The organism is Halospeciosus flavus, from assembly GCF_029814175.1.
In the GTDB taxonomy this organism is placed as follows: Archaea; Halobacteriota; Halobacteria; order Halobacteriales; family Halobacteriaceae; genus Halospeciosus; species Halospeciosus flavus.
Window position 1 is genome coordinate 1,480,554 of sequence record NZ_CP122312.1, and the last position, 21,754, is coordinate 1,502,307.

Here is a 21,754-nt window from a genome sequence, read left to right on the forward strand (position 1 = left end):
TATATAGGTTCTCGCTCTAGCGGCGCTCGTCCCGCCGCACCACTCACCACCGGAAGAGGAGGACGAGGGCGGTCGCCGACGCGAGGGCGGCGAATCCGGCGAGGACGACGAACAGGACGGCCGGCGTCGCGTAGGTGAGGATCGTCCCCGCGACGGCGGCACCCAGAGCACCGACGCCGAAGACGCCGAGGTAGGTGTACCCGTAGGAGATGCCCCGCGTGCCCGCGGGCGTGGTCTCGGCGACGGCGGCCTGGTACAGCGGTTGGACGACGAAGAGCGAGAAGCCGAGTAGGGCGCTGCCGAGCAGGAGCGGGACGGTCCCCGCGTTCGCGAGCGGGACGAACCCGAGTGCGACGACGGCGAGGGCGGCGAAGGCGACGGTGAGGCCGCGAGCGGGACGCATCACGTCCGTGAGGCGGCCGCCGACGTACTGGCCGAGGACGCCGACCATCAACAATCCGGCGTAGAGGTAGCGCGCGGGGTTGTCGACGCCGTAGGTGGCCACGACCGAGCGGAGCGCCGAGAGGTCGGCGAGCAGGCCGGGCAGGAACGTGAGGACGCCGCGGTAGTAGAGACCCGAGCACATCACGACGAGGAAGACGAGGGCGAAGGCGCTCGCGAACAACTGTTTCGAGGCGTCGACGAACTCGCCGATGGACGTTGGCTGGTCGGCACTCCGGTCGGCGGCCGACTCCTCGACGGCCGCGTACTCGTCGACGTCGGCGCGGGCGGCGACGACGACCGCGACGAACGCGGGGGCCGCGAGGACGAGCGCGACGGTCCGCCACTCGAAGCGCAAGAGAAGCAGCGCGGTGACGAGCGGGCCGAGTGCGATTCCGAGGTTACCCGCCATCCCGTGGTAGGCGAAGGCGCGACCGCGTTCGGTCGTGCCGTTGCTGATGAGCGAGAGCCCCGAGGGGTGGTAGACGCTGGCGGCCGCCCCCCACAGGACGAGCGCGACGGCGACGCCCGCGACCGACGGCGCGAGTCCGAGGACGACGAAGCTCACGGCCATCCCAAGTAGACAGCCGAGGATGAGGCGTTTCGAACTGTAGCGATCCGAGAGCACTCCACCGGGGAGCGCGCCGAGACCGAACAGCGCCATCCCGACAGTGACGAGCAGGCCGAGGTCGGCGGCCGTCACCGGGAACTCCGTCAGCCAGATGGTGACGAAGATGGGGATGGAGAGTTCGTAGGTGTGCACCATCGCGTGGGCGAGCGTGACGAGTCCCGTGATGGCGCGGTCGTTCTGGTCCATTACCAGCGACTAGCGGAACGGACCGCCTTCAACGGGACGATTCGTGCGCCGCTCGACCGGCCCCGCGACCCGCTTCCACTCACTCCCGGGCGACACTCGACAGGTAGACGCCGACGGCGATGACGCCGCCGCCGACGAGGAAGAGCGGGCCGAGCGACTCGCCGAGGAAGAGGGCGCCGAGCGCGGCGCCGACGACTGGCTGGAAGAAGAAGAAGCCCGCGACGGTCCCCGCCTCGTAGCGCTCGACGCCGGCGTACCAGCAGTACCAGGCGGCCGCCGTGCTCGCGACGCCGAGGTAGGCGACGGCACCGAGCACCGGCAGCGACGTGGGGAGCGCGAGCGGAGAGATCCCGAGCGTCCAGAGTTCGACGGCCGCGAGCACGCCCAAGATGGGCACGGAGAGCAGCGTTCCGTAGGTGGCTGCCTCCAGCGCGGAGTAGCGTCGGACGAGCGGCGCGCCGTAGACGGTGAACGCCGCCCACGCGGCCCCCGCCACGAGGAGTGAGGCGAGTCCGAGGGCGTTGCCCGCCCCGAGCGAGGAGAGGTCGTAGCTCCCGGCGGCGACGACGAGCGTCCCGACGGCGGCGAGTGCCATCCCGCCGACCTTCCGCGCGGTCAGGGACTCCCCGAGGACGGTCGCACCGAGGAGGAGCGTGAACACCGGCGTCAGGACGGTGAGCAGCGACCCCTGGCTGGCGTTCGTCAGGTCGGTCCCGACGAACTGGGTGACGAGCGTGAGCGCGACGAGGACTCCGAGACCGGCGAAGCGACGCCGTTCGGACGTCGAGAAGTCGCGCTCCGGGGAGACGATACTGACGACGGCGTAGAGTGTCGCGCCACCGAGGAGCACCCGGAGGAAGGCGAGCGTGACCGGCGGAATCGCGCCGAATCCCCACTTGCTGACGACGTACATCCCGCCCCAGAGGACGGCGGCGGTCGGCGGACCGAGCGCGGCGGCGTCTCGTCGCACGGCGAAAGGTGTGTCGAGGGAGGTGTTAGCCGTACCGGAATCCGACGCGGGCGACGACCCGTATCGTTTTTGCGAGACCGCGGCGAAACCCGAGCCATGCACGTCGCCGTCCTCGGTCCCGGTGCCCTCGGCTGTCTGTTCGCCGCTCACCTCGCCGACGCGGGCACGGACGTCACGCTCGTCGGACGGCCGGGCGAGCACCTCGCCGCACTCCGTGAGGACGGCCTCCGGTTCACCGACCGCGAGGGGGAGACGCGAACACTCGACGTCGCGGCGACGGCCGACCCCGCCACGGTCGCCCCGGTCGACGTCGTCCTCGTGACCGTCAAGAGCTACGCCACGGCCGACGCCCTCACCGACGCCGAGGCACTCCTCGACGGCGCGGCGGTCTGTACGTTCCAGAACGGTCTCGGGAACGCCGAGACCGTCGCCGAGTTCGTCCCGGAGGGCGACGTCCTCGCGGGGACGACGACCCACGGCGCGACCCGCGAGCGAGCGGGCCACGTCCGCCACGCCGGAACGGGCGAGACGACCGTCGGGCGCTACTTCGCCCTGACAGACGAACGTACCCGCGACCTCGCCGCCCGTCTCACGGAGGCGGGCATCGAGACGAGCGTGACCGACGACCCCCGGAGCGCCGTCTGGCAGAAGGTCCTGGTCAACCTCGGCATCAACGCGCAGACGGCGCTCGCGCGGGTGGAGAACGGTGCACTCGTGGACTCGAACCCCGGCGAACGCCTCCTCGAACGCGCCGTCCGTGAGGGGGCGGCCGTCGCGCGGGCGGACGGGCGTGACGTCGACACGGAGACGGCGGTCGAACGGGCGCGGCGGGTCGCACACGAGACGGCGAGCAATCGCTCGTCGATGCGCCAGGACGTCGAGGCGGACCGGCGGACGGAGGTCGAGGCGCTCTACGGCGAAGTCGCGCGACGGAGTCTCGAGTTGGGAATCGAGACGCCGGTCGTGTCGACGCTCGCAGACCTCGTGCGTCTCACGGAGACGGGGTACGACAGGCGTTAGAGCGAGGGTGCGTCGGCGTCGTCGGAGGCGAGCGGTTCGGAGGGGCGAGGGCAGTCGTAGGTGTCGCGGACGGTGTTCGCGAGGACCGACCCCTTGCGGAGCACGCCGTAGACGAGGACGAAGTCGTGTGCCGCGGGCCGCATGACGAACACCTCGTGGTCGCAGGACGCTCGCTCGTCGAGGCGGGCGACCAGCGGTTCGAGCGGGAGCGTGCCGTCGCGGAGTTCGGCGAAGACGTCTCGCTCGCCGGACTGCTCGGCGAAGGTGTAGACGGCACCGTTCGGTTCGCCGTCGGTACTGAACGTGGGCCGGCTGTTCACGCCGACGCCCTCGCGGCGGGCCTCCTCCCACGTGTCGAGGGCGGCCTCGAAGAGTCCGGAGACTCCCTCGACGAACTCGAAGAGGGTGTGTTCGCGGACGTCGACCGACGCGAAGCGGGCCTCGCCGTCCGACCACGAGAGCGTCGCGCCGACGACGTATCCGGGTCGGAGTCCGGCGACGGCCGACGCGTCCGCGAGACCGCCGTCGTACCCGTCAGTTCGGACCCGGACCGGGTCGGGCGGGGCGTCCGAGTCGGTTTCGAGCGGGATGCAACGGAGCGCCGGCGCGTCACGCACGGCCGAGAGGACGCGGTAGGTGCCGCCGGTCGTCGGGGTCATAGCTCCGGGTAGTGGTCACCACGGCAAAAGTGCGTCCCTCGAAAAACGGACCGGTGGCCGTTCCCCTGGCCTCGCGGCAGCGTCCCGTTAGTCGGGCGTCACACTAAGTGTCGAGAAAGCAGCGAACACCGCCGAATCGCGAGGAGTACTACCGGGTCGGCTCAGACGACACCCTTCGTGTCTTCGAGAGTGCCGCTCCGACGGGTCACGTCCGTCACGCGTTGGTTCTCGTCCATGGTGACGAAGAGAATCTCGTCGCCGAGCGGGATGGCGACACGGACGCGCCAAGGGTCGCGTTCGAGTACTTCGGTCGTGTCGTCGCGGACGCACCACCCGAGCGTCCAGTAGGGTTCCGACGACAGTTCGACGCCGTGGTCGTCGTAGAAGGAGACGACGGCGGAGTGGTCGAGCAGGCGGAGACCGACCGGCGAGCGGACGACGTGGTGGCACTGCTCGCACTCGTGGGCGACGTGGACGTCGAGTCCGAAGTCGTCGGTCGTGGCGCACTCCTCGCGCGACCCGTCGCACTCGACGAACGACGTCTCCATGCGGCCGCTACACTCGGGACAGACACCGTCGGCGGCGAGACAGTGGAGGTGGCGGACGCGCTGGTCGAACGCCGACATGACCTCGGTCGGGGAGCGGTCGGCCAGTCCGCCGGGCGGGAACGGGTACCGCCCGTAGCGCGCCTCACAGTCCGCACAGGTGACCGCGAGGCGTTCGTCGGTGTACACCGCACGGAGGTCGCCGTCACACTCGTGGCAGGACCCCTCGACCGGGAGGTCCATCTCGACGTGGTCGGTGAACGTCCCCGCGAGGATGGCGCGAACCACCTTCTCGCCGGCGTACCGGAAGTCGTAGCCGTTGTCGGTCTTGGTGACGAAGTGATCGGTGAGTTTCCCGAGGTGGTAGTTGAACTGTGCGCTGTCGTCGACGCCGACACGGCGCCGCAACTCGGAGAAACTGAGCGGTCGGTCGTCGACACGCCAGAGTTCCTGGAGGATGTGGATTCGGGTCTCGTTCCCGAGCAGGGCGAACGCGGCCGCGGGTTCGAGGCTCTCGGGGAGGTCCTCGGTGTCGACGTCGAGGGAACTCATGTGTAGAGAGAGGACAGCCACCACCAAGTACGTTTGCGGAAATGCGTTTTTGAAAGATGAGTTACACGAAGAGGACGTAGACGCCGACCGTGGCCGCGACGCCGCAGCAGAAGACAAGGTAGTTCGCCAGCGTGTTGTCCGCACGGGTCAGGTACAGCGAGTAGTTACGCGAGGAGAGCGGCCAGAACGGCTCGATTCCGGCGGGTGTGAGGACGTCGCCGGCGAGGTGCGCGACGATGCCGAGCGCACCGACACCGAACGCGAAGGCCGCGAGCGGGAGGCGGGCGACACCCTCGACGGGGGCGAGGAGCACCACCCCGGCGAATGCGGCACCGACGAGTCCGGCGAAGGCGAACGTGTGCGTCGGGCCGCGGTGGGAGACGAAGGGGACACGCTGGTCGTAGTCGGGGACCGGTGCGAGGACTAGGACGCCGACGAGGCCCGCGACGGCGGCGGCGCGGTAGCCAGTCGCGAGGAGGACAGCCAGCACTGGAGCGTAGACGAGCAGCGAGACGCCGTAGTGACCCGCGCGGTACACGTCTCCGAACACGGTCGCTGGCGTATAGAGTGTGGCGGGTCGGGACGAAGGTTCAAGTCGGAAGACGGCACCACTCTGCCGGGTGCGCTGAAGACCGCCGCGGGGTGGCGGATTCGGTGAGTGCGGCGACCCACCTCGCGGAGCAGTAGCGCCGGCAGAACGTGGCGGACGGTGCCGCCACACGCCGGCGAAACGCCGCCTGAACGGCCCAATCTCGCCAAGTACGCCTAGACGGTTCGCCGGACGAAGACGGTGAGGAGGAACGCGGCGGCCATGCACGCCCCGAGCACCGGCCACGCGGCCTCGTACCCGCCGTGGTCGGCGACGAGACCGAACACCGGCGGGACGACGAGTCCACCGAGGTTGATGGTCGTCTGGCCGGCGGCGGTGGCGGCCCCCGACCGCTCGTCGGCGGCGATGACGACGAGCGCGCCGTGGTAGAGACCGGTCCCCCCGAGGACGACGACGCCGAGGGCCGCGAAGGCGACGTAGACGGCGACGCCTTCGAACAGCGGGAGGAGCCAGAGGAGCACCGCCGCCCCGACCGCCTGTCCCCCGAGCACGGCGAGCGACGCGGAGGCCGACCCCCACGGGAGACGGTCGGCGAGGCTCCCGGCGACGATGCGACCGGCGCTCCCGGTCACCTGCATCAGCGCGAGGACGAGTCCGGCGACACCGACGGAGAAGCCGACGCTCTCGTCGAGGTACGGGACGACGTAGCCCGTCGCCGTGAACACCGAGGCGCCGAGGAAGAACCCGACGGCGACCAATCGGCGGAGCGAGCGGTTCTGGACGAGCAGCGAGACCTCCGGAATCGTGAGTTCGCCGCTCCCGCCGGTCCCACGGTACCGGAGGGCGAACCCGACGGCGACCGCGAACGAGCAGAGCGCGGCCGCGACGAACCCCGCTCGCCAGGAGAAGCCGATGGCGGCGAACCCGGTCACGAGGAGCGCGGCGACGGCGCTCCCGGCGGTGACACCGACCTGCTTCAACCCGACGGAGAGGTTGTATCGGCCCCGCGGGGCCCGGTCGGCGACGGCCCGGTTCGTCGACGGCATCGCGCCGGAGTAGGCGGCCCCGAGGACGAAGACGGCCCCGAGCAGGACGAGGAACCCGTTCGTCGGTGCGGCGGCGACCCCGAGCGCACCGAGTCCGAGCCCGAGCAGTCCGCCGACCATCGCGGGTCGGTCGCCGAAGGCGTCGACGAGCGCGCCCGCGGGGAAGAGGAAGAGCGTGTAGCCGAGCGTCAGCGTCGCGATGACGATGCCGACCTGGAAGCGCGAGAGGCCGAACTCGGCCTTGATGCCCGCGGTGGCGGCGAACGTCGCGTAGTAGCAGATGCTGGCGACGACTTGCCACCCGGCGACGGTTCCGACCGCCGGCCAACTCCGCGTCGGACCGGATGCGCCGCTCTCGGTGTCAGTTTCCACCACGGCTACTCCAGCGTGGCGCGAGCGACGACCGCGACGCCGACGACGAACAGGAGCGCGTACGCGGGGTGGATGCTCAGGTAACTCACGACGGCACTGGGAACCGCGGCGACCTCACCTCGCTGGAGCGACGTGCGGAGTGGGTTCCCGGCGTGGCTCGTCCAGAGGGCGAAGTGAATGGCGGCGACGAGGCCGAACAGCCCACCGACGAACTGCTGTGGCCCGAGACGCGACGCGAGGTTCCGGCTCATGGTTCATCGTCAGTGTGAGCCGAGCAAAAACGTGGTGGCATCGACGCCGTCTGCGAATTCGACACACACGTCGACGTGGACGGCAGACGGCGTCGGGTCCGTCCCAGGGTGACGGGACCGTGGTCCGATCACTCGACGTCGATGCGGGTCCCGCTCGACTCACTCGACCGGGGAATCGTCACTTCGAGGACGCCGTTGCGGTAGGTGGCCGCGACGGCGTCGTCGTCGACCAGTGCGTCGTCGGGGAGCGTCACGTGCTCGTGGACGTGGCGGCGACGGTGGGTGGACTCGGTCTCGACGACGTGTTCGGCGTCGATCCGGAGTACGCCCTCCTCGACGGTCAGGTCGAGTTCCTCCTTCTCGAAGCCAGGGAGGTCGGCGACCAGCGTGTAGGCGTCGTCGGCGGCGTGCCAGTCGAGGGCCACCTCGGCGGTGTCGGCGCCGACGGGTGTGGACCCCTCGTAGCCGTGGTCGGTCGACCCGTGGTCGAGGCGGTTCTCGTCGGTCGCGACGGGCGCGCCCCACCGGGACTGCATACAGCGCATCATCCGTTCCATCTGTTCGAACGTGCGGTCCATCTCGTCGAAGGTGCGACGGCTCATCGTGTAATCACCGAGTGGTATAGAGGCGTCGTGAGGAGATAACCGTGCCGAGCGCACCGCTAGCACGGGTTCGGAGGGGAGGACTAATGGTGACCGACGAGAATCCCCGAGTATGACGTCGTTCGAAGCGCGGACGCGGGAGTGTCAGCGTCAGTTGGCGGACGACGAGGCGCTCGTCCTGTTCCCGAGCCCCAACTGCTACTACCTCGGTGGCTTCGACGAGGAACCCGGCGAACGTCACTTCTTCCTCTTCGTCCCCTCGAGCGGTGACCCCGCGTTCGTCGTCCCGGAACTCTACGCCGAACAGGTACAGACATCGACGTGGGTCGAAGACGTGCGGACGTGGGCCGACGACGAGGACCCACTCGAAGTCGTCCGCGAGGTCGCCGCCGACCTCGACGTCGCCGACGCGCACCTCTTGCTCGACGCGACGATGTGGGCACGGTTCGTCCTCGACCTCCAGCGGGCGCTCCCCGACGCGACGGTCGGACTCGCCGACGAGGTGCTCACGGCACTCCGAGTCCGCAAGGACGAACACGAACTTGACGCCCTCCGCGAAGCGGCCGACGTGGCCGACGCCGTCGTCGAGGGGGTCCGCGACCTGGGCGCCGACGCGGTCGGGATGACCGAGCGAGAACTCGCCCGCGACGTCGAGTCACGACTCTACGAGCACGGCGCCGAGACCCTCGCGTTCGACATTATCGTCGGGTCGGGACCGAACGGCGCACAGCCACACCACGGCGCCGGCGACCGAACCATCGAGTCGGGCGACCCCGTCGTCCTCGACTTCGGCGCGCGCGTCGACCACTACCCGAGCGACCAGACGCGCACCGTCGTCTTCGACGGCGACCCGCCGGCCGAGTTCGAGACGGTCCACGAGACGGTCCGCGAGGCCCAGAACGCGGCCGTCTCCATCGTCGAACCCGGCGTCGAGGCGCAGGAAGTCGACGCCGTCGCCCGGAGCGTGATCGAGGACGCGGGCTACGGCGAGCAGTTCGTGCACCGGACCGGCCACGGCGTCGGCCTGGAGGTCCACGAGAGCCCCTACATCGTCGACGGCAACGACCGCGAACTCGAACCGGGGATGGTGTTCAGCGTCGAACCCGGTATCTACCTCGACGGCGAGTTCGGCGTCCGCATCGAGGACCTCGTCGTCGTCACCGAAGACGGCCACGAACGGCTGAACACGACGCCCCGCGGGTGGCGAGTGTAGGGGACGTCCGGGTCGGCGACCAGTTTCTTCGCCCGCGCCCACGAACGTCGGGACGTGACCCGACTCGAAGACACCCACATCGAGAACCGCCAGCGCGTCCAACCGAACCATGCGAACAACTACGGGACCGTCCACGGCGGGAACGTGATGAAGTGGATGGACGAGATCGGTGCGATGTCGGCGATGCGCCTCGCCGGCGAGACCTGCGTGACCGCCAACATCGACGAGATGGACTTCATCAGGCCCGTCCCGGTCGGCGACACCGTCCTCGTCGAGTCCTACGTCTACGACACCGGGCGGACGAGCGTGAAGGTCCGACTCCGCGCCTCGCGTGAGGAACCCCGGACCGGCGAGCGCGAGCGGACCACCGAGTCACGTTTCGTCTTCGTCGCCATCGGCGACGACGGCACTCCGGTCGAGGTGCCCGACCTCCAGGTCGAGACCGACGAGGAGCGTCGACTCCAGCAGGAAGCGCTCGACGCAGCCGGGGAGTGATATATTCACTTTCGAGAGTGGTTAGATTTAATATGTGTCAGCGTATAGAATGGAGTGGCACGTGCGGAGTTGCCCACCCACGTGCCCGATGGCTGCCCACACGCTCCTCTCCCCGGGAGCACCCACCCTTCCTTCTTGGCGGGGAGGCGACGGGTCTTTGACCCGCGCCGATGAACCCCCGTCTATGACACCGCCGCTCGCAGTCGACATCGACGGGACGTTGAGTCGACCCGACCGCTCCATCGACGGCCGCGTCCTCGACGTCCTGCGCGAGTGGGAGGCGCCGGTCGTCGTCGCGACCGGGAAAGCCCTCCCCTACCCCATCGCCCTCTGTGACTACGCCGGCATCGACCAGAACGTCGTCGCCGAGAACGGCGGCGTCGCCTACGTCCAAGACGATCTCGTCTTCCACGGCGACCGGGAGGCGGCACAGGACGTCGTCGACGAGTACCGCGCCCGTGGCCACGAGGTCGGGTGGGGACCGGTCGACCTGGTCAACCGCTGGCGCGAGACGGAGATCGCGGTCGACCGGGAGTCCCCGCTCGGACCGCTCCAGGAGATCGCCGAGAAGCGCGGGCTGGAGGTCGTCGACACCGGCTTCGCCTACCACGTGAAGGAACCGGGGCTGAGCAAGGGGAAGGCGCTGATCTCGGTGGCCGACTCCCTCGGCCACGAGTTGACCGACTTCGTCGCGGTCGGCGACTCCGCGAACGACGAGTCGATGCTCGCGGAGGTCGGGACGGGGTACGCCGTCGCGAACGCCGACGACCGCGCGAAGGCCGCGGCCGACGTCGTCGTCGAAGCGGAGTACGCCGACGGCTTCCTCGCCGCCGTCGAGCGGATACTGGAGTGAGCGTCGGTCGGTCGGTTTTTGTGCGTCTCGGTCCACCACCGAGGCATGGACGTACCGGAGGTCGTCTCGTCCCTCGACAGCGAGTCGATTCGGGTGGTCACTCTCCCCGACGGGAGCGTCGACCGCCGCTACGCCGTCGAGGACAACGAGGGGACCGTCGAGAGCAGGGAGACGTTCGGCCGACGCATCGCCTCGGGAACGGCGAAGTCGTTCATGACCGAACACCTGCGGACCGACCCCGGCGGACAGGCGGTCAACGCGGCCAAACAGGCTCACGCACTCGGCGACGACGTAACGCTCCTCGGGCATCTCGACGACCCAGTCCTCGACGAACTCGACGTCGAGGGGTTCTCGATGGGCGAACCGGCGGACGTCCGCATCTACGAGTTCGAGGACGGGGCGGTGATGATGACCGACGAGTCGCCGGACATCCAGACCTGGACGCTCGACGAACTCCGAGCGGTGGTGTCGCTCGACTACTTCGCGGCCGCCGACGCCGTCGTCTGGACCAACTGGGCCTCGGTGAACAACACGACCGAGGCCCTCGAAGCGCTCGGTGCGGCGGACATCGACGGCAACGTGTTCGTCTGTGACCCCGGCGACGTGACCATCCGCGACCCCGACACGATTCCGGACCTCGCCGGCGCCCTCGCGACCCTCGAAGACTCCTTCGACGTGGTGTTGAGCGCCAACCGGGCGGAGACACGCTACATCGCCGACGCGCTCGACGTCACCACCCTGGACGACTCCTCGTGTGTGCGCGCGCTCCGCGACGAACTCGGTATCACGGGCGTCGTCATCCACGCCTCGGACTACGCCGTCGCCGCCCGCACCGACGAGACGCTGAACGTCCCGAACGTCGAGGTCGACGAGCAGGCACGCTACATGGGCGGGGGCGACCGCTTCAGCGCCGCACTCGCCCACGGCCTCGGCGCCGGGTGGCCGTGGCACGCCGCACTCGCGCTCGGGAACCTCGCGGCGTCCTACTACATCGAGTACGGCGAGACCCCGAGCACCGACGACCTCCGAGAGGAGTACGGAGCCACTACCCTTTAATTTATACAGAGGTGATATGCAATCAATATGGACCAGCTACTCCTCCTCGGAGGGGTCTCCTTACCCGGAACGTTCGCCGAACTGTCGACGTACGCCCTCGCGCTCGCCCTCGGGTTGTTCGTCGGTCTCGAGCGGGAGTGGGCCGACCGGTTCCTCGGCGCGCAGGTCTTCCCCATCGCCTGCCTGCTCGGAGCGCTGGGGGCGAGCGCGGGGTCGACGCTCCTCCTCGGGGCGACCGGAACCCTCGTCTTGCTCCACGCCGGCGCGCTGACCGTCCGCGGGTCGGTCGCCGGCGACGACGAAGTGTTGCTCACCTCGGCCGCGCTCGTCCTCGTCTTCGTCGTCGGGGCGCTCGTCGGTCTCGGGCGACCGTTCGCGGGCATCTCCGCGACCGTCGCGACGTCGTTCCTGCTCCTGCTCGAAGACGAACTCGGCGCGTTCGCCGACAGTCTGACCGACGAGGAGATCGAGAGCGCGGCCCAACTCGCGTTGCTCGCGTTCGTCCTCTACCCGGTGCTCCCCGACCACCCGATCCTGGGGGTGAACCCGCGCGACGCGTGGATCCTGATGGTCGCCATCGGCGCGCTCGGGTTCGTCAACTACGCCGTGATGCAGTACTACGACAGCGGCGGCCTCGCGCTCACCGGCTTCGTCGGCGGACTCGTCTCCTCGACGGCCGCCATCGCCTCGGTCGGGTCCCGGTTCGGTGACGGGGACTCCGGTGCCGTCCGGACCGTCGTCGGTATCGTCCTCCTCGCGAACGCCGCGATGCTCGTCCGCAACATCGGTCTCGTCGTCCTCGTCGTCCCCGAGATGGCGGCGACCGTGACCCCGCCGCTCGTCGCCGCCGGCGTCGTCGCGGTGATCGCCGCCGTCTTCGTCGCCGACTGGAACGAGTCCATCGACATGGAGTTCGAGGAACCGTTCGAACTCGAACGCGCCGTGAAGTTCGGCGTCCTGTTCGCGGGCGTCCTCGCCATCTCGAGTCTCGCGCGAACGTACGTCGGCTCTTCCGCCTTCGTCCTCACGAACGTCCTCGCGGGCGCGGTCTCCAGTGCCTCCGCGACGACCGCGGCCGTGACCCTCCTCGAAGCCGGGAAGATCGACGTCGGCACCGCGGCGCTGAGCATCCTCGGCTCCTCGGCCGCGAGTATCTTCGTGAAGGTCGGACTCGTCTCCTCGATGGACAGCGACCTCGTCAAACCGGTCGGGGCCGCGAGCGTCGGACTCGCCGTCGTCGGTGGGCTCGCCTACGGCGGTCTCCTCTTCTTCGTCTGAACGGCCACCGACTCGACGTCGTTTTCGACGCCGTCGCTACGGCTCACGCTTCTTCGACGAGCGAACCACTCACGGCTCTCGTGGACAGAAAGTGAACGGAGAAGGGACGGTGGGCGGGTGCCCACCGAGGATGACAGCCAGCAGCGAGTGACGGCCGAGGGACGGGCCGTCGAGGAAATCGTCGACGGAGACCGCCTCAGATCGCGTCGCCGAGGTCGATCTCACCGTCGAACGCCGCGCGAGTGTGTCCGTTACGGCGCTCGACGCTGTTGGTGCAGTCGGGACAGCCGTACACCTCGTTTTCGTTGTTCCCGAACACCTTGCGCCAGCGGGACGTGACGGTCGAGCCACATTCCTGACAGCGGTTCTTCTCGCTCGGCGTGGTCGTGGTTTCGACAGGGTTCATGGTCTTGGGGGAAGTCGCCGACGGCGTTCGTCGGCGGCGCGTTCGCACTTGATTCATACACCACCCAATGTAATAAATTTACTCGCCAATTGTACGTAAACTACACTCGGAACAGTTTCCACACACTCCGGAATTTGTGCAGATGGCCGACAACCTTAATGTGTTAGGTGAGTTAATTCAATCTGTGACGCGTCGGAATAATACCTCGCGGTCCCACGGTGCGGACGAAGCCGACCGTCGGCAGCCCGACGCGCACTCGAACGACCCGACACTCCGCACACCCGACCGGCCGCGTACGACCGCGAGCAACTCCCTCAGGTGACCCACAATGCCAAGCCGTCGCGACCTACCCAGTGACCCCAGCGTCGACACGTACGAACTGCTCTACGACCAGTACAACTGGTCGATCCGGGAGATCGTCGACCACGTCGACGACACGACGTACAACCGGGTCCGCAACGCCCTACAGGACGCGGGCTACGACACCTCCGACCGGAACCGCGGTCCGGTCGACGGGCTCGCCCGCCAACTGTGGGAGATGGACCCCGACGAACTCGGAAGCGAAGCGTAAGCCGAACTGCCGCTGGCTGTCGTCTATCCCCTTTCTCCCGTCGGCCGCAATAATTATGCCCGTCAGTCGACCACAACGTAATCGTGAGTGACGACTCCCCCCGCGGTGCTGACGCGACGCTCGTCGTCGGTGCAGACGAAGTCGCCCACGAGCGGGCCTGTCGACACCTCGTCGGCGAGGAGACCGGGGACTGTCTCCGCGTCACGACCGACGAGTCGGACGCACACGTCTGTACGGAGGCGATTCCGGCGTTCGAGGACGGCGTCGTCTTCGGCGACATGGAACTGACAGAGGTCGGCGTCGCCTTCTCGGAGGCAGTCGGGAACTACGACTCCGCCGGCGAGGAGACACTCCAGGTCTGTCTGGACGGACTCCCACACGTCGAGGAGGACCCGGCCCGCGAGGCGCTGTTTCGCTTCCTCCACGCCGCCATCGCTCGCGTCCGGACGGTCGGCGGCGAGTGCCACGCCCACCTCGACGCCAGTGCGTCGACGGAACTCGTCCACGTCGTCGAACCGCTGTTCGACACGGTACTCGAAGTCGAGAACGAAGCCGAGGGGAGCGAGGACGTCGTCGGCGCCGCTCGCGCGTGGTCGGAACTCGACGCCGAACCGACGCGCATCTAGAGGTCGCGCGGTCCGAACGTGACCCCGCAGTCGACACACTCGTAGTCGCCGATTCCCACTTTCTGGACCGCGTCGCTGTCGCCACACGTCGGACAGTGGATGTCGCGGACGTTCACGACGTCGTCTACCACGGCGACCGCAAAGAACGCGTCGGCGCTCAGGGGAGCAGTGACTTCAGCCAGTCGACGAGCCCCGTCCCACCCGACGTCCGCAACTCCTCGAGGACCGGGTGGAGTTCGTTGAGCAGTTCCCGACGCGAGTCGAAGCGGTCCTTCCCCGTCCGGTCGAGCGCCTCGTCGAGGGGGACCGACCGTCCGCGTGCGTCGTAGGGGACGTCCGGGTTCCCGAGCGCCGCGACGATCTCGTCGTCCGTGGCGGGAAACGACAGGTCGGCCCCGTCGAGGTGTGCCTCGACGACGGGGATTCCGAACGCGATCGTGTCCGGTTCCTCGTCGTCCGACTGGGGCGGCCGTGCAGCCATATCCGAGTGTGTGTACTCGGGGATGGAAAGAACTGTGGTTCGGTCGGGAGGCGTGAAACCGGCGTGAATCCCCGCGAACCACTGGATTTCTCCCTGGCCGTGGGTTTTATATTTTCGGAGGACGACTATCAATTTAGAGTGTCAGTCTCAAAAATACAATTCCGGGGCGACGACGCACCTCTCGCGTTCGACGAGGTGTTGTCGCGGTTCAAGCGGTGCGGATGTAACCTGCTCGTGACGGGGGAGGTCGCGCAGGAGGTTACCGCACTCGCGAGCCGCCGGCTCATGGGTGCGCCGTTCGAAGACCGGAAACGGCTACTCGTACTGACCGACTCGGAGGCGAAGGGCGTCGGTGCTCACCTCCCGGGTGCTGCCGTCGCCGACGACGACAGTGTGAAGGTCGTCCGCCAGGAGATCAGCTCGCGCTCGGCCGCGACGCGCGCCGGGTCCGCGCCACAGAGTCGAACCGTCGGCTCAGATCTCCAGGCGCTCGAAGACGCGATCTCCGAGGGAATCTCGGAGTTCCAGATGGAGAGCGACGACCTCGACCCCGCGGAGCTACGGTTGTCCGTCAACTCGCTGTACCCCCTCCTGGTCGAACACGACTACACGGAGGTCACGCGGTTCATCCGCCGCGTCGGCGACATGGTCTCCGACGCCAACGGGATGGCACACTACCACCTGCCAGTCCCCGAGGGGTCCGAGACCGTCGAGTCCGTCGCGACGCTCTTCGACGCCCGCGTCGAACTCCGACGCAACGGTCCGAAGGCCGAACAGCGGTGGCACGTTCCCACCTACGGCCAGCAGACCAACTGGGTCGGTCTCTGACGGGAACCTTCGGTCTTGCGAGCCACCGGACGGTCGTCGACGACGGCCGCCCGGCCTACTCCGCCGCTCAAACGTGCGGAGTGAACACTTCCCGACGGAGCCGACCGTGTACTGTCTCGAGTAGCGTGCGGAGGTTCTCCGCGTCCAGTCGGTTGTACTCGACGAGTCGGTCCAGCGCCGCCTCGTCGCCCCGATTCTCGTAGCGGTTCCAGAGACGAACGGCCTCGCGGCCGTCGACGTCCTCGACGCCTTCGCGACCGATACCGAGGTCGTCCTCGATGGCCTTCAGCCCGCCCGAGAGACCGAGTTTCTTGCAGGTGTACATGAGGTCGAGGTGCGGGGTCGTCACGTCGAGGTCGAAGTTCGCCTCGAGGAACGGCGCGTCGAAGCGCTTGCCGTTGAACGAGACGAGCATGGTCGACCCGCGGAGTTCGCGTTCGAGCGCCTCGGCGGTGAGGTCCCGTCCCTGGACGTAGGTCCGTGTCTCGCCGTCGCGGTGGAAACTGACCGTCGTGACGTCGTTTCGGTGTTCGTCGAGGCCGGTCGTCTCGATGTCGAAGAAGCAGGCACCGTCGGCGAAGTTCTCGTAGAGACGCCAGAGTTCGTTGCTCGGGAAGGTGTCCGCGAAGAACTGGACGTTCCCGTCGTCGAGGTGCTCGGCGGCGGTCGCGATGTACTCCTCGATTCGGTCGCCGGTCTTCGGTCCGACCGCGTCCGGGTGGAACTCGTCCCAGTGGGTGATTCCGTCGGCCCAGAGCCGTCGTTCGGTCGTCTCGCCGACGCCGTCGACGGGGATGAAACTGTTCTCGACGCGCATACACACACCTACACGCGGGCGGCTATAGGTCCGGCGTTCGGTGGATGGGTCCGTCGATCCGGGTCAGGAAGAGTATCGTGGTCGGCGGCGAGTGCGACCGACCACACCTAGTCGAACTGGTTCGCGAGCTGGTCGTCGCCGCTATCCATGGCCTCGTCGAGTCCGTCGGCGGCGGCGGCTTCGAGGTCCATCTCCTCGTCGCCGATGCGTTTCTCCTGTCCGGTCTGCTCTTCGACCACCGTGTCCGTGTCCGAGACCTCCATGAAGATGTCCCGGAGTCCGTCGGTCTTACTGGACATCGCAATCGATGCAGACACGGGCACCCTGATTAGTGCTTTCGGCCGCTCTATCGCCCGAAAAGTACCTTGTGGCCCTCCGAACGGTAGTTCTCGAAGTCGCCGGCGTCGCGACTCTACGAGACGACTTCTCGTACAAGAACGTTCGGGCCGTGTGGGCCGGTGACGAGGGAGAGTCGACGGCGCGCGCGGACGAGACCCTGGCTGACCAACCCCGACCGCGGAACACCACCGTGTCCGCAGTTTCGGGGGGTCCTCAACTCGACGCGGCCAGGTCGACGTCGGCCATGTCGACGACGGACTCGTGGACGCCGACGAGTTGGACCGTCTCGGAGAGTGCCGAGAGCACCTGCTCGACCGGGAGGTCGAGTTCGTACTCGCGGTAGGTACCGCCGCGGCGGCCCTCGTTGCGCTCGGTGACGGAGACGATGCCGAGCATCGTGAGTTCGGAGAGGTGGTCGCGCATCCGTCGGGGGACGAGCGGGTCGCGCTCGGCGAGACGAGCGAACCGGGTGTAACGCGGGCGGATGTCTCGCGAGCGGATGGGGGTCTCCCCTTCGATCTCGTTGGTGACCAGCGAGTAGAGGACGAGGTGGCCGTGCTCGGTGAGGCCGCGGATGCCCTCCTCGATGCGCCCGCGTTCGAGGGCGGTGCGACCCTCCTCGACGTGGTCCTCGGTGATGGTCTCGGATTCGGCGTCGCGGGCGATGTCGCCGGCCTTCATCAGGAGGTCGATGGACTGTCGCGCGTCGCCGGCGTCTTTCGCGCCGTAGGCCGCACACAGCGGGATGACGCCGGGCTCGAGGACGTCCTCGTAGAAGGCGACGTCGGCACGCTGTCGGAGGATGGCCTTCAGGTCCTCGGCGTCGTAGGCGGGGAAGTGGATCTCGTTCTCGCAGAGCGAGGACTTGACCTTGGGCGAGAGGTCGTCTCGGAAGGAGAAGTCGTTCGAGATGCCGATGATACCGACCTGGGTGTCGTCGAGTTTACCGTTAGCGCGGGCGCGCGGGAGTTGGTAGAGGATCGAGTCGTCCTCGATGTTGTCGATCTCGTCGAGGACGATGAGGACGGTGCCGCCGTAGTCGTCGAGTTCCTCCCAGAGCATGTCGTAGACCGTCGCGAGCGGGTAGCCCGTCGTCGATATCTGGTCGTGCTCGGAGCGGAACTCGTTGACGAGGTGGGTGGCGACCTGGTAGGACGAGGTGAGGCCGTCGCAGTTGAGAAACTGGATGGAGAGGGAGATGTCGTCGTACTTCGCGGCGTCCTCGCGGAGGTGTCCAAGGAGGTACCGAGTGGCGGCAGTCTTCCCGACGCCGGTCTTCCCGTAGAGGAAGACGTTGTTCGGCTGCTCGCCGTTGATGACCGGTTGCAGCGCCGCCTTGTACGTCCGGAGTTCCTCGTCACGTCCCACCAACTCGTCGGGCTGGTAGTCCTCGCGGAGGGCGTCGCGCTCCCGATAGATGTCGTAGTCCCGCTCGAACAGCGCCATGGAGTAGCCCTTTCCGCGCCCCGGTATATAACACCACCGCGTCCGCGGCGTCCGGAGCGTCCGCAGTTCTGAGAGTTTATAAAGAACGCCGGGAACACACCCCCACCACTCTGTCCGCAGTTGTGGGGGAACGGGTGGGGGCGGGGTGAGGGAAGGCCCCTAGAGAAGCGGTATCTATAAGTCGAGGTGCAAAAAATTAGTCCGTAGTCCACCTTCATCGTGCTGCGTCTCGTCTAGCCGTCTGATCGTTCTCGCCAGCTCCTGTCAACTCTTTTGTCCGTCCCGTCGACGCTCCCTCCCGCCACCCCTCTTGACGGGGAACTGCGGACAAAGTGGAGGGGGTGTGTTCGACCCCCCCTCGTCGGCCGTCACTCCCCACTCGCGGTCTCGTCCTCCTGCCTCACGCCGTTCGACGCCGTCGTACGGAGGATACAGGATTCCCTCCGGACGACGCCTGACGAGCCGGCTTACTGCGGACTTTGTGGTGTTGCACTGACCGCAACACGCGCTAGATGAGGTCCGCGACACGCTCTAGCCAGTCGTCGACGCCGCCGAAACCACACCACTATGTCCGCAGTAATCGGCACTTCGACTCGTGCTGGACGCGACGACCGGACGGAGCCGACACCACCGTGTCCGCTGTTCTCACTGCGAGCGCCCCTCGCTCCAGCGGTGCTCGCGACCCCACTCCGTCCGCAGTTCCTACGCCGCCGACCGCGGCGGTCGCGTCTCGGGGCCGTGTCGTTCCAAATCCTCACTCGTCCGGGTCGGGGAGGACCTTCCCCGGATTCATCACTCCGTCTGGGTCCACCGCGTCCTTCACCTCCCGCATCAGGTCGACCGCGTTGGCGTGCTCCCTGTCCATGAACTTCCGCTTCCCGATGCCGACGCCGTGTTCGCCGGTCGCGGTCCCGCCCACGTCGATGGCCGCCGCCACGAGCCGGTCGTTGAGTGCCATCGCCCGCGCGACCTCGTCCTCGTCGTCGAGGTCCGCGATGGGGAGGAAGTGGAGGTTCCCGTCGCCCGCGTGACCGACGCAGGGAGTCGTGACGCCCAGTTCGTCGGCGGCGTCCACCGTCGCGCGGATGATGTCGGGGTACTTCGAGACGGGGACCGTCACGTCGCCGATGACCGCGACGGTCGCCCCCTCGCGGTAGTCGCAGGCGGCGGGGTAGACGTCCCGCCGGGCCTGCCAGACGTCGTCGATGTCGTCGCCCGCTGCCGCGCGCCACTCGGACACGCCCGCTCCCTCGCAACGTTCGCGGACCGCCTCCAGTGCCGCCTTCGCTCCCGCGTCGCTCTCGCTGTGGACTTCGAGGACGAGCGTCGGCGCCTCGGGAACGTCGACGTCGGTCCGTGCGGCGACCATCTCCATCGTGCGCGTGTCGAGGTACTCGATGGCGCCCGGCGTGATTCCCGAGCGCATCACCGCCGCCACCGCCTCGCCCGCCGCCTCGCGGGTCGGGAAGACGGCGAGGGCGGCCCGGCGTACCCGTGGAATCGGCTCCAGCGCGACCGTCGCCTCGGTGACGACGCCGAGTGTCCCCTCGCTCCCGACGAAGAGGTCCCGGAGGCTGTACCCCGAGGCGGTCTTCACGACGTCGCGTCCGCACTCGACGACCTCGCCGTCCGGCAGGACGACCTCGAGGCGGTAGACGTGCTCGCGGGTCTGGCCGTACCTGACGGCGTTCAGCCCCGAGGCGTTGTTCGCGACCATCCCGCCGACGGTGGCGACGTCGCCCGCGGCGATGCCCGGCGCGAAACGCAACCCTGCCGACTCGGCGGCAGTGTTCAGTTCGTCGTAGACGACGCCCGGCCCGACGACGGCCTGCCGGTCCGCGGCCCGAATCGTCACGTCGTCCATCTCGAAGGTGTCGAGGACGACGCCGCCCTCGACGGGAATCGGGTTCCCCTCGATGCTCGACCCGCCGCTCCACGGTGTCACGGGCACGCCCCGTTCGTTCGCCGCCGCGAGGACGGCCGAGACCTGTGCCGTCGAGTGGGGGCGGGCGACGGCATCCGGGACCGAGGCGGGGTGTGGGCCCTCGTCCGCCGCGAACCGCTCGCGTTCCGCCCGGTCGAGACTGAATCGCTCCTCGGGGAGTACGTCGGCGAGGAACGAACAATCGTGCTGGGTGTTCTCGTCCATCACTACCAGATGACTCGTGTCGGCGCCGATAAGTCTACTCCGTTCCGTCCGGCGGACGAGAGGGAAAGAAGAAAGGTGCCGCTGTCCGGATACACTCGGTATGGACGGAATCCGTTGGTCTCGACTGCGGTCGCTCTTCCTCGTGGTTCTCCTGGTCGGTTCCGTCGTGGCCGCGGGGGGAACCGGTGTCGGCGCCGCGACCGGGCCGGACCAGCAACCCGCTCGCACCGGGGTGGCGTCGCTCTCACCGGAGGAAGTCGACCCCGACGCCGTCGACATCACGGTCTCTCTCCAACCCGACGGCGACGCCCGGTGGACGGTCGCCTACCGGATGCGCCTCCAGACCGAGAACGAGACACAGGCGTTCCAGGACCTCCAGGCCGACGTGCGGAACAACACGAGCGCCTACCTCGACCGGTTCCGCGACCGGATCACCGCCACGGTCGCGGCCGCGGAGAACGCGACCGGCCGGGAGATGGGTGCGAGCGACTTCGCGGTCTCCACGCGTCTCCAACCCTTCGGCGAGACCGACTACGGGATCCTCACCTACTCGTTCACCTGGTCGAACTTCGCCCGCGTCGAGGGACCGCGACTCTACGCCGGTGACGCTATCTCCGGCTTCTACCTCGACCAGGAGACGAGTCTCTCCTTCACCTACCCCGACGCGTACGGACTCGTCTCGGTCGACCCGACGCCGAGCGTCCAGCGGTCGGGCCTCGTCGGGTGGACCGGTCCGTTCGACTTCACCGACGACGAACCGCGCGTCGTCGTCTCGACGGCGGCCCCGACGACGAGCGCGGGTGAGACGACACCCGAACCCGGCGACGGACTCGGCGGTCTCGGGCCGGTCGGCTACGTCCTCGTCGCACTCGTCGCGGCCCTCGTCGTCCTCGGTGCGGCGTGGTACTACCGCGGACGCGGTGGTGTTCCCGGCGGCGGACCCAGCGAGGAGGGCGGTGAGGTGTCCGAGGGCGGTGGACCACCCAGCAGCGCGACCAAGTCCACGGAAGCGGCGGAGTCCCCCGCGGCGGAAGCCGGTGCGGCGGCCGGGGCCGGCGCGGCGTCCGAGGAGGGCGACGAAGAACCGCCCGAGGAACTCCTGAGCAACGAGGAGCGCGTCGTGCGGTTCCTCCGCGAGCACGGCGGCCGCGCGAAACAACAGGAGATCGTCGAAGGACTCGGCTGGACCGAGGCGAAGACGAGCCAGGTCCTCAAGGGGATGCGCGAGGAGGGCGACCTCGAAGGCTTCCGCATCGGGCGTGAGAACGTCATCAAACTCCCCGACGTCGACGTCGGTGCGGGCGAGGCCGAGACGGAAGACGAGTCGAACGGGTCGGAGCGCTGACGCGACCCGGGTACGCACCGACCGTT

25 protein-coding genes are annotated in these 21,754 nt (G+C 68.3%); 10 read left to right on the top strand and 15 right to left on the bottom strand.

Features of this window, described 5'->3' with window-relative positions:
• Positions 1-43: 43 nt before the first annotated feature.
• Entirely contained in the window at positions 44-1,258 is a 1,215-nt protein-coding gene (locus P0Y33_RS07650; protein ID WP_279529946.1) for an MFS transporter, read from the bottom strand.
• A 79-nt stretch (positions 1,259-1,337) separates the two neighbouring features.
• Positions 1,338-2,228 (bottom strand): DMT family transporter, encoded by an 891-nt coding sequence (locus tag P0Y33_RS07655; RefSeq protein ID WP_279529947.1) that lies wholly within the window; start codon positions 2,226-2,228, stop codon positions 1,338-1,340.
• A gap of 96 nt (positions 2,229-2,324) precedes the next feature.
• Between P0Y33_RS07655 and P0Y33_RS07660 the strand changes: the two genes are divergently transcribed.
• A complete protein-coding gene (locus P0Y33_RS07660) occupies positions 2,325-3,248 on the top strand; it encodes a ketopantoate reductase family protein (protein WP_279529948.1) in 924 nt (307 codons plus the stop codon).
• Here P0Y33_RS07660 and P0Y33_RS07665 read toward each other — a convergent pair.
• The 6 genes from P0Y33_RS07665 to P0Y33_RS07690 all read right to left on the bottom strand — a co-directional run bounded on the left by P0Y33_RS07665 (position 3,245) and on the right by P0Y33_RS07690 (position 7,825).
• Positions 3,245-3,907: a DUF6663 family protein gene (locus tag P0Y33_RS07665; RefSeq protein ID WP_279529949.1), complete on the bottom strand. Its 663-nt coding sequence runs from the start codon at positions 3,905-3,907 to the stop codon at positions 3,245-3,247. The two genes, P0Y33_RS07660 and P0Y33_RS07665, sit on opposite strands and share 4 nt — an antisense overlap.
• Positions 3,908-4,068: 161 nt before the next feature.
• Positions 4,069-5,004 (bottom strand): winged helix-turn-helix domain-containing protein, encoded by a 936-nt coding sequence (locus P0Y33_RS07670; protein WP_279529950.1) that lies wholly within the window; start codon positions 5,002-5,004, stop codon positions 4,069-4,071.
• A 61-nt stretch (positions 5,005-5,065) separates the two neighbouring features.
• The gene (locus P0Y33_RS07675) at positions 5,066-5,542 is read right to left on the bottom strand and encodes a metal-dependent hydrolase (protein WP_279529951.1); all 477 of its coding nucleotides are present in this window, start codon (positions 5,540-5,542) and stop codon (positions 5,066-5,068) included.
• Positions 5,543-5,769: 227 nt separating this feature from the next.
• On the bottom strand, positions 5,770-6,972 hold the full coding sequence (locus P0Y33_RS07680; protein WP_279529952.1) for an MFS transporter: 1,203 nt from the start codon (positions 6,970-6,972) through the stop codon (positions 5,770-5,772).
• A gap of 5 nt (positions 6,973-6,977) precedes the next feature.
• A complete protein-coding gene (locus tag P0Y33_RS07685; protein ID WP_279529953.1) occupies positions 6,978-7,223 on the bottom strand; it encodes a hypothetical protein in 246 nt (81 codons plus the stop codon).
• A gap of 128 nt (positions 7,224-7,351) precedes the next feature.
• Positions 7,352-7,825 carry an Hsp20/alpha crystallin family protein gene (locus tag P0Y33_RS07690; RefSeq protein ID WP_279529954.1) on the bottom strand — a complete coding sequence of 158 codons (474 nt, stop codon included), beginning with the start codon at positions 7,823-7,825 and terminating at the stop codon, positions 7,352-7,354.
• A gap of 112 nt (positions 7,826-7,937) precedes the next feature.
• On the opposite strand from P0Y33_RS07690, the gene P0Y33_RS07695 reads away from it, so the two are divergent.
• From P0Y33_RS07695 to P0Y33_RS07715, 5 genes are all read left to right on the top strand, one after another.
• Entirely contained in the window at positions 7,938-9,038 is a 1,101-nt protein-coding gene (locus tag P0Y33_RS07695) for a M24 family metallopeptidase (RefSeq protein WP_279529955.1), read from the top strand.
• 54 nt (positions 9,039-9,092) lie between these two features.
• Positions 9,093-9,533, top strand: coding sequence for an acyl-CoA thioesterase (locus P0Y33_RS07700; protein WP_279529956.1), 441 nt, complete (start codon positions 9,093-9,095; stop codon positions 9,531-9,533).
• A gap of 184 nt (positions 9,534-9,717) precedes the next feature.
• The gene (locus P0Y33_RS07705; RefSeq protein ID WP_279529957.1) at positions 9,718-10,386 is read left to right on the top strand and encodes a phosphoglycolate phosphatase; all 669 of its coding nucleotides are present in this window, start codon (positions 9,718-9,720) and stop codon (positions 10,384-10,386) included.
• A 45-nt stretch (positions 10,387-10,431) separates the two neighbouring features.
• On the top strand, positions 10,432-11,442 hold the full coding sequence (locus P0Y33_RS07710; RefSeq protein ID WP_279529958.1) for a PfkB family carbohydrate kinase: 1,011 nt from the start codon (positions 10,432-10,434) through the stop codon (positions 11,440-11,442).
• 27 nt (positions 11,443-11,469) lie between these two features.
• Complete coding sequence (locus P0Y33_RS07715) at positions 11,470-12,720, top strand: MgtC/SapB family protein (RefSeq protein ID WP_279529959.1); 1,251 nt, start codon at positions 11,470-11,472, stop codon at positions 12,718-12,720.
• Between the two features lie 196 nt (positions 12,721-12,916).
• Here P0Y33_RS07715 and P0Y33_RS07720 read toward each other — a convergent pair whose 3' ends face one another.
• A complete protein-coding gene (locus tag P0Y33_RS07720) occupies positions 12,917-13,126 on the bottom strand; it encodes a DUF7563 family protein (protein ID WP_279529960.1) in 210 nt (69 codons plus the stop codon).
• 328 nt (positions 13,127-13,454) lie between these two features.
• Between P0Y33_RS07720 and P0Y33_RS07725 the strand changes: the two genes are divergently transcribed.
• A complete protein-coding gene (locus P0Y33_RS07725; RefSeq protein ID WP_279529961.1) occupies positions 13,455-13,697 on the top strand; it encodes a hypothetical protein in 243 nt (80 codons plus the stop codon).
• A gap of 83 nt (positions 13,698-13,780) precedes the next feature.
• Entirely contained in the window at positions 13,781-14,323 is a 543-nt protein-coding gene (locus P0Y33_RS07730) for a DUF7504 family protein (RefSeq protein ID WP_279529962.1), read from the top strand.
• On the opposite strand, the gene P0Y33_RS07735 is transcribed toward P0Y33_RS07730, so the two are convergent.
• Entirely contained in the window at positions 14,320-14,454 is a 135-nt protein-coding gene (locus tag P0Y33_RS07735) for an eL43 family ribosomal protein (RefSeq protein WP_279529963.1), read from the bottom strand. The two genes, P0Y33_RS07730 and P0Y33_RS07735, sit on opposite strands and share 4 nt — an antisense overlap.
• Before the next feature lie 26 nt (positions 14,455-14,480).
• Entirely contained in the window at positions 14,481-14,804 is a 324-nt protein-coding gene (locus P0Y33_RS07740) for a DUF5789 family protein (protein WP_279529964.1), read from the bottom strand.
• A 138-nt stretch (positions 14,805-14,942) separates the two neighbouring features.
• Between P0Y33_RS07740 and P0Y33_RS07745 the strand changes: the two genes are divergently transcribed.
• Positions 14,943-15,632, top strand: a complete 690-nt coding sequence (locus tag P0Y33_RS07745) for a DUF7504 family protein (RefSeq protein WP_279529965.1) — start codon at positions 14,943-14,945, stop codon at positions 15,630-15,632.
• 67 nt (positions 15,633-15,699) lie between these two features.
• Here the strand turns inward: P0Y33_RS07745 and P0Y33_RS07750 are convergent, their stop codons facing one another.
• From P0Y33_RS07750 to P0Y33_RS07765, 4 genes are all read right to left on the bottom strand, one after another.
• Positions 15,700-16,449 carry a ribonuclease H-like domain-containing protein gene (locus P0Y33_RS07750; protein ID WP_279529966.1) on the bottom strand — a complete coding sequence of 250 codons (750 nt, stop codon included), beginning with the start codon at positions 16,447-16,449 and terminating at the stop codon, positions 15,700-15,702.
• Positions 16,450-16,556: 107 nt separating this feature from the next.
• Positions 16,557-16,748 (bottom strand): hypothetical protein, encoded by a 192-nt coding sequence (locus tag P0Y33_RS07755; protein WP_279529967.1) that lies wholly within the window; start codon positions 16,746-16,748, stop codon positions 16,557-16,559.
• Between the two features lie 253 nt (positions 16,749-17,001).
• Positions 17,002-18,234: an orc1/cdc6 family replication initiation protein gene (locus P0Y33_RS07760; protein ID WP_279529968.1), complete on the bottom strand. Its 1,233-nt coding sequence runs from the start codon at positions 18,232-18,234 to the stop codon at positions 17,002-17,004.
• Between the two features lie 754 nt (positions 18,235-18,988).
• Positions 18,989-20,383: an FAD-binding oxidoreductase gene (locus tag P0Y33_RS07765; RefSeq protein WP_279529969.1), complete on the bottom strand. Its 1,395-nt coding sequence runs from the start codon at positions 20,381-20,383 to the stop codon at positions 18,989-18,991.
• 100 nt (positions 20,384-20,483) lie between these two features.
• Here P0Y33_RS07765 and P0Y33_RS07770 point away from each other — a divergent pair, with 100 nt between their 5' ends.
• Entirely contained in the window at positions 20,484-21,728 is a 1,245-nt protein-coding gene (locus P0Y33_RS07770; protein ID WP_279529970.1) for a helix-turn-helix transcriptional regulator, read from the top strand.
• Positions 21,729-21,754: the final 26 nt, after the last annotated feature.

Excerpts from the sequence above, each read along its gene's own strand:
- P0Y33_RS07650 (WP_279529946.1), bottom strand. The coding sequence starts at position 1,258 with ATGGACCAGAACGACCGCGCCATCACGGGACTCGTCACGCTCGCCCAC.
- P0Y33_RS07660 (WP_279529948.1), top strand. The coding sequence starts at position 2,325 with ATGCACGTCGCCGTCCTCGGTCCCGGTGCCCTCGGCTGTCTGTTCGCC.
- P0Y33_RS07665 (WP_279529949.1), bottom strand. The coding sequence starts at position 3,907 with ATGACCCCGACGACCGGCGGCACCTACCGCGTCCTCTCGGCCGTGCGT.
- P0Y33_RS07670 (WP_279529950.1), bottom strand. The coding sequence starts at position 5,004 with ATGAGTTCCCTCGACGTCGACACCGAGGACCTCCCCGAGAGCCTCGAA.
- P0Y33_RS07685 (WP_279529953.1), bottom strand. The coding sequence starts at position 7,223 with ATGAGCCGGAACCTCGCGTCGCGTCTCGGGCCACAGCAGTTCGTCGGT.
- P0Y33_RS07690 (WP_279529954.1), bottom strand. The coding sequence starts at position 7,825 with ATGAGCCGTCGCACCTTCGACGAGATGGACCGCACGTTCGAACAGATG.
- P0Y33_RS07695 (WP_279529955.1), top strand. The coding sequence starts at position 7,938 with ATGACGTCGTTCGAAGCGCGGACGCGGGAGTGTCAGCGTCAGTTGGCG.
- P0Y33_RS07705 (WP_279529957.1), top strand. The coding sequence starts at position 9,718 with ATGACACCGCCGCTCGCAGTCGACATCGACGGGACGTTGAGTCGACCC.
- P0Y33_RS07710 (WP_279529958.1), top strand. The coding sequence starts at position 10,432 with ATGGACGTACCGGAGGTCGTCTCGTCCCTCGACAGCGAGTCGATTCGG.
- P0Y33_RS07715 (WP_279529959.1), top strand. The coding sequence starts at position 11,470 with ATGGACCAGCTACTCCTCCTCGGAGGGGTCTCCTTACCCGGAACGTTC.
- P0Y33_RS07720 (WP_279529960.1), bottom strand. The coding sequence starts at position 13,126 with ATGAACCCTGTCGAAACCACGACCACGCCGAGCGAGAAGAACCGCTGT.
- P0Y33_RS07725 (WP_279529961.1), top strand. The coding sequence starts at position 13,455 with ATGCCAAGCCGTCGCGACCTACCCAGTGACCCCAGCGTCGACACGTAC.
- P0Y33_RS07740 (WP_279529964.1), bottom strand. The coding sequence starts at position 14,804 with ATGGCTGCACGGCCGCCCCAGTCGGACGACGAGGAACCGGACACGATC.
- P0Y33_RS07750 (WP_279529966.1), bottom strand. The coding sequence starts at position 16,449 with ATGCGCGTCGAGAACAGTTTCATCCCCGTCGACGGCGTCGGCGAGACG.
- P0Y33_RS07755 (WP_279529967.1), bottom strand. The coding sequence starts at position 16,748 with ATGTCCAGTAAGACCGACGGACTCCGGGACATCTTCATGGAGGTCTCG.
- P0Y33_RS07760 (WP_279529968.1), bottom strand. The coding sequence starts at position 18,234 with ATGGCGCTGTTCGAGCGGGACTACGACATCTATCGGGAGCGCGACGCC.
- P0Y33_RS07765 (WP_279529969.1), bottom strand. The coding sequence starts at position 20,383 with ATGGACGAGAACACCCAGCACGATTGTTCGTTCCTCGCCGACGTACTC.
- P0Y33_RS07770 (WP_279529970.1), top strand. The coding sequence starts at position 20,484 with ATGGACGGAATCCGTTGGTCTCGACTGCGGTCGCTCTTCCTCGTGGTT.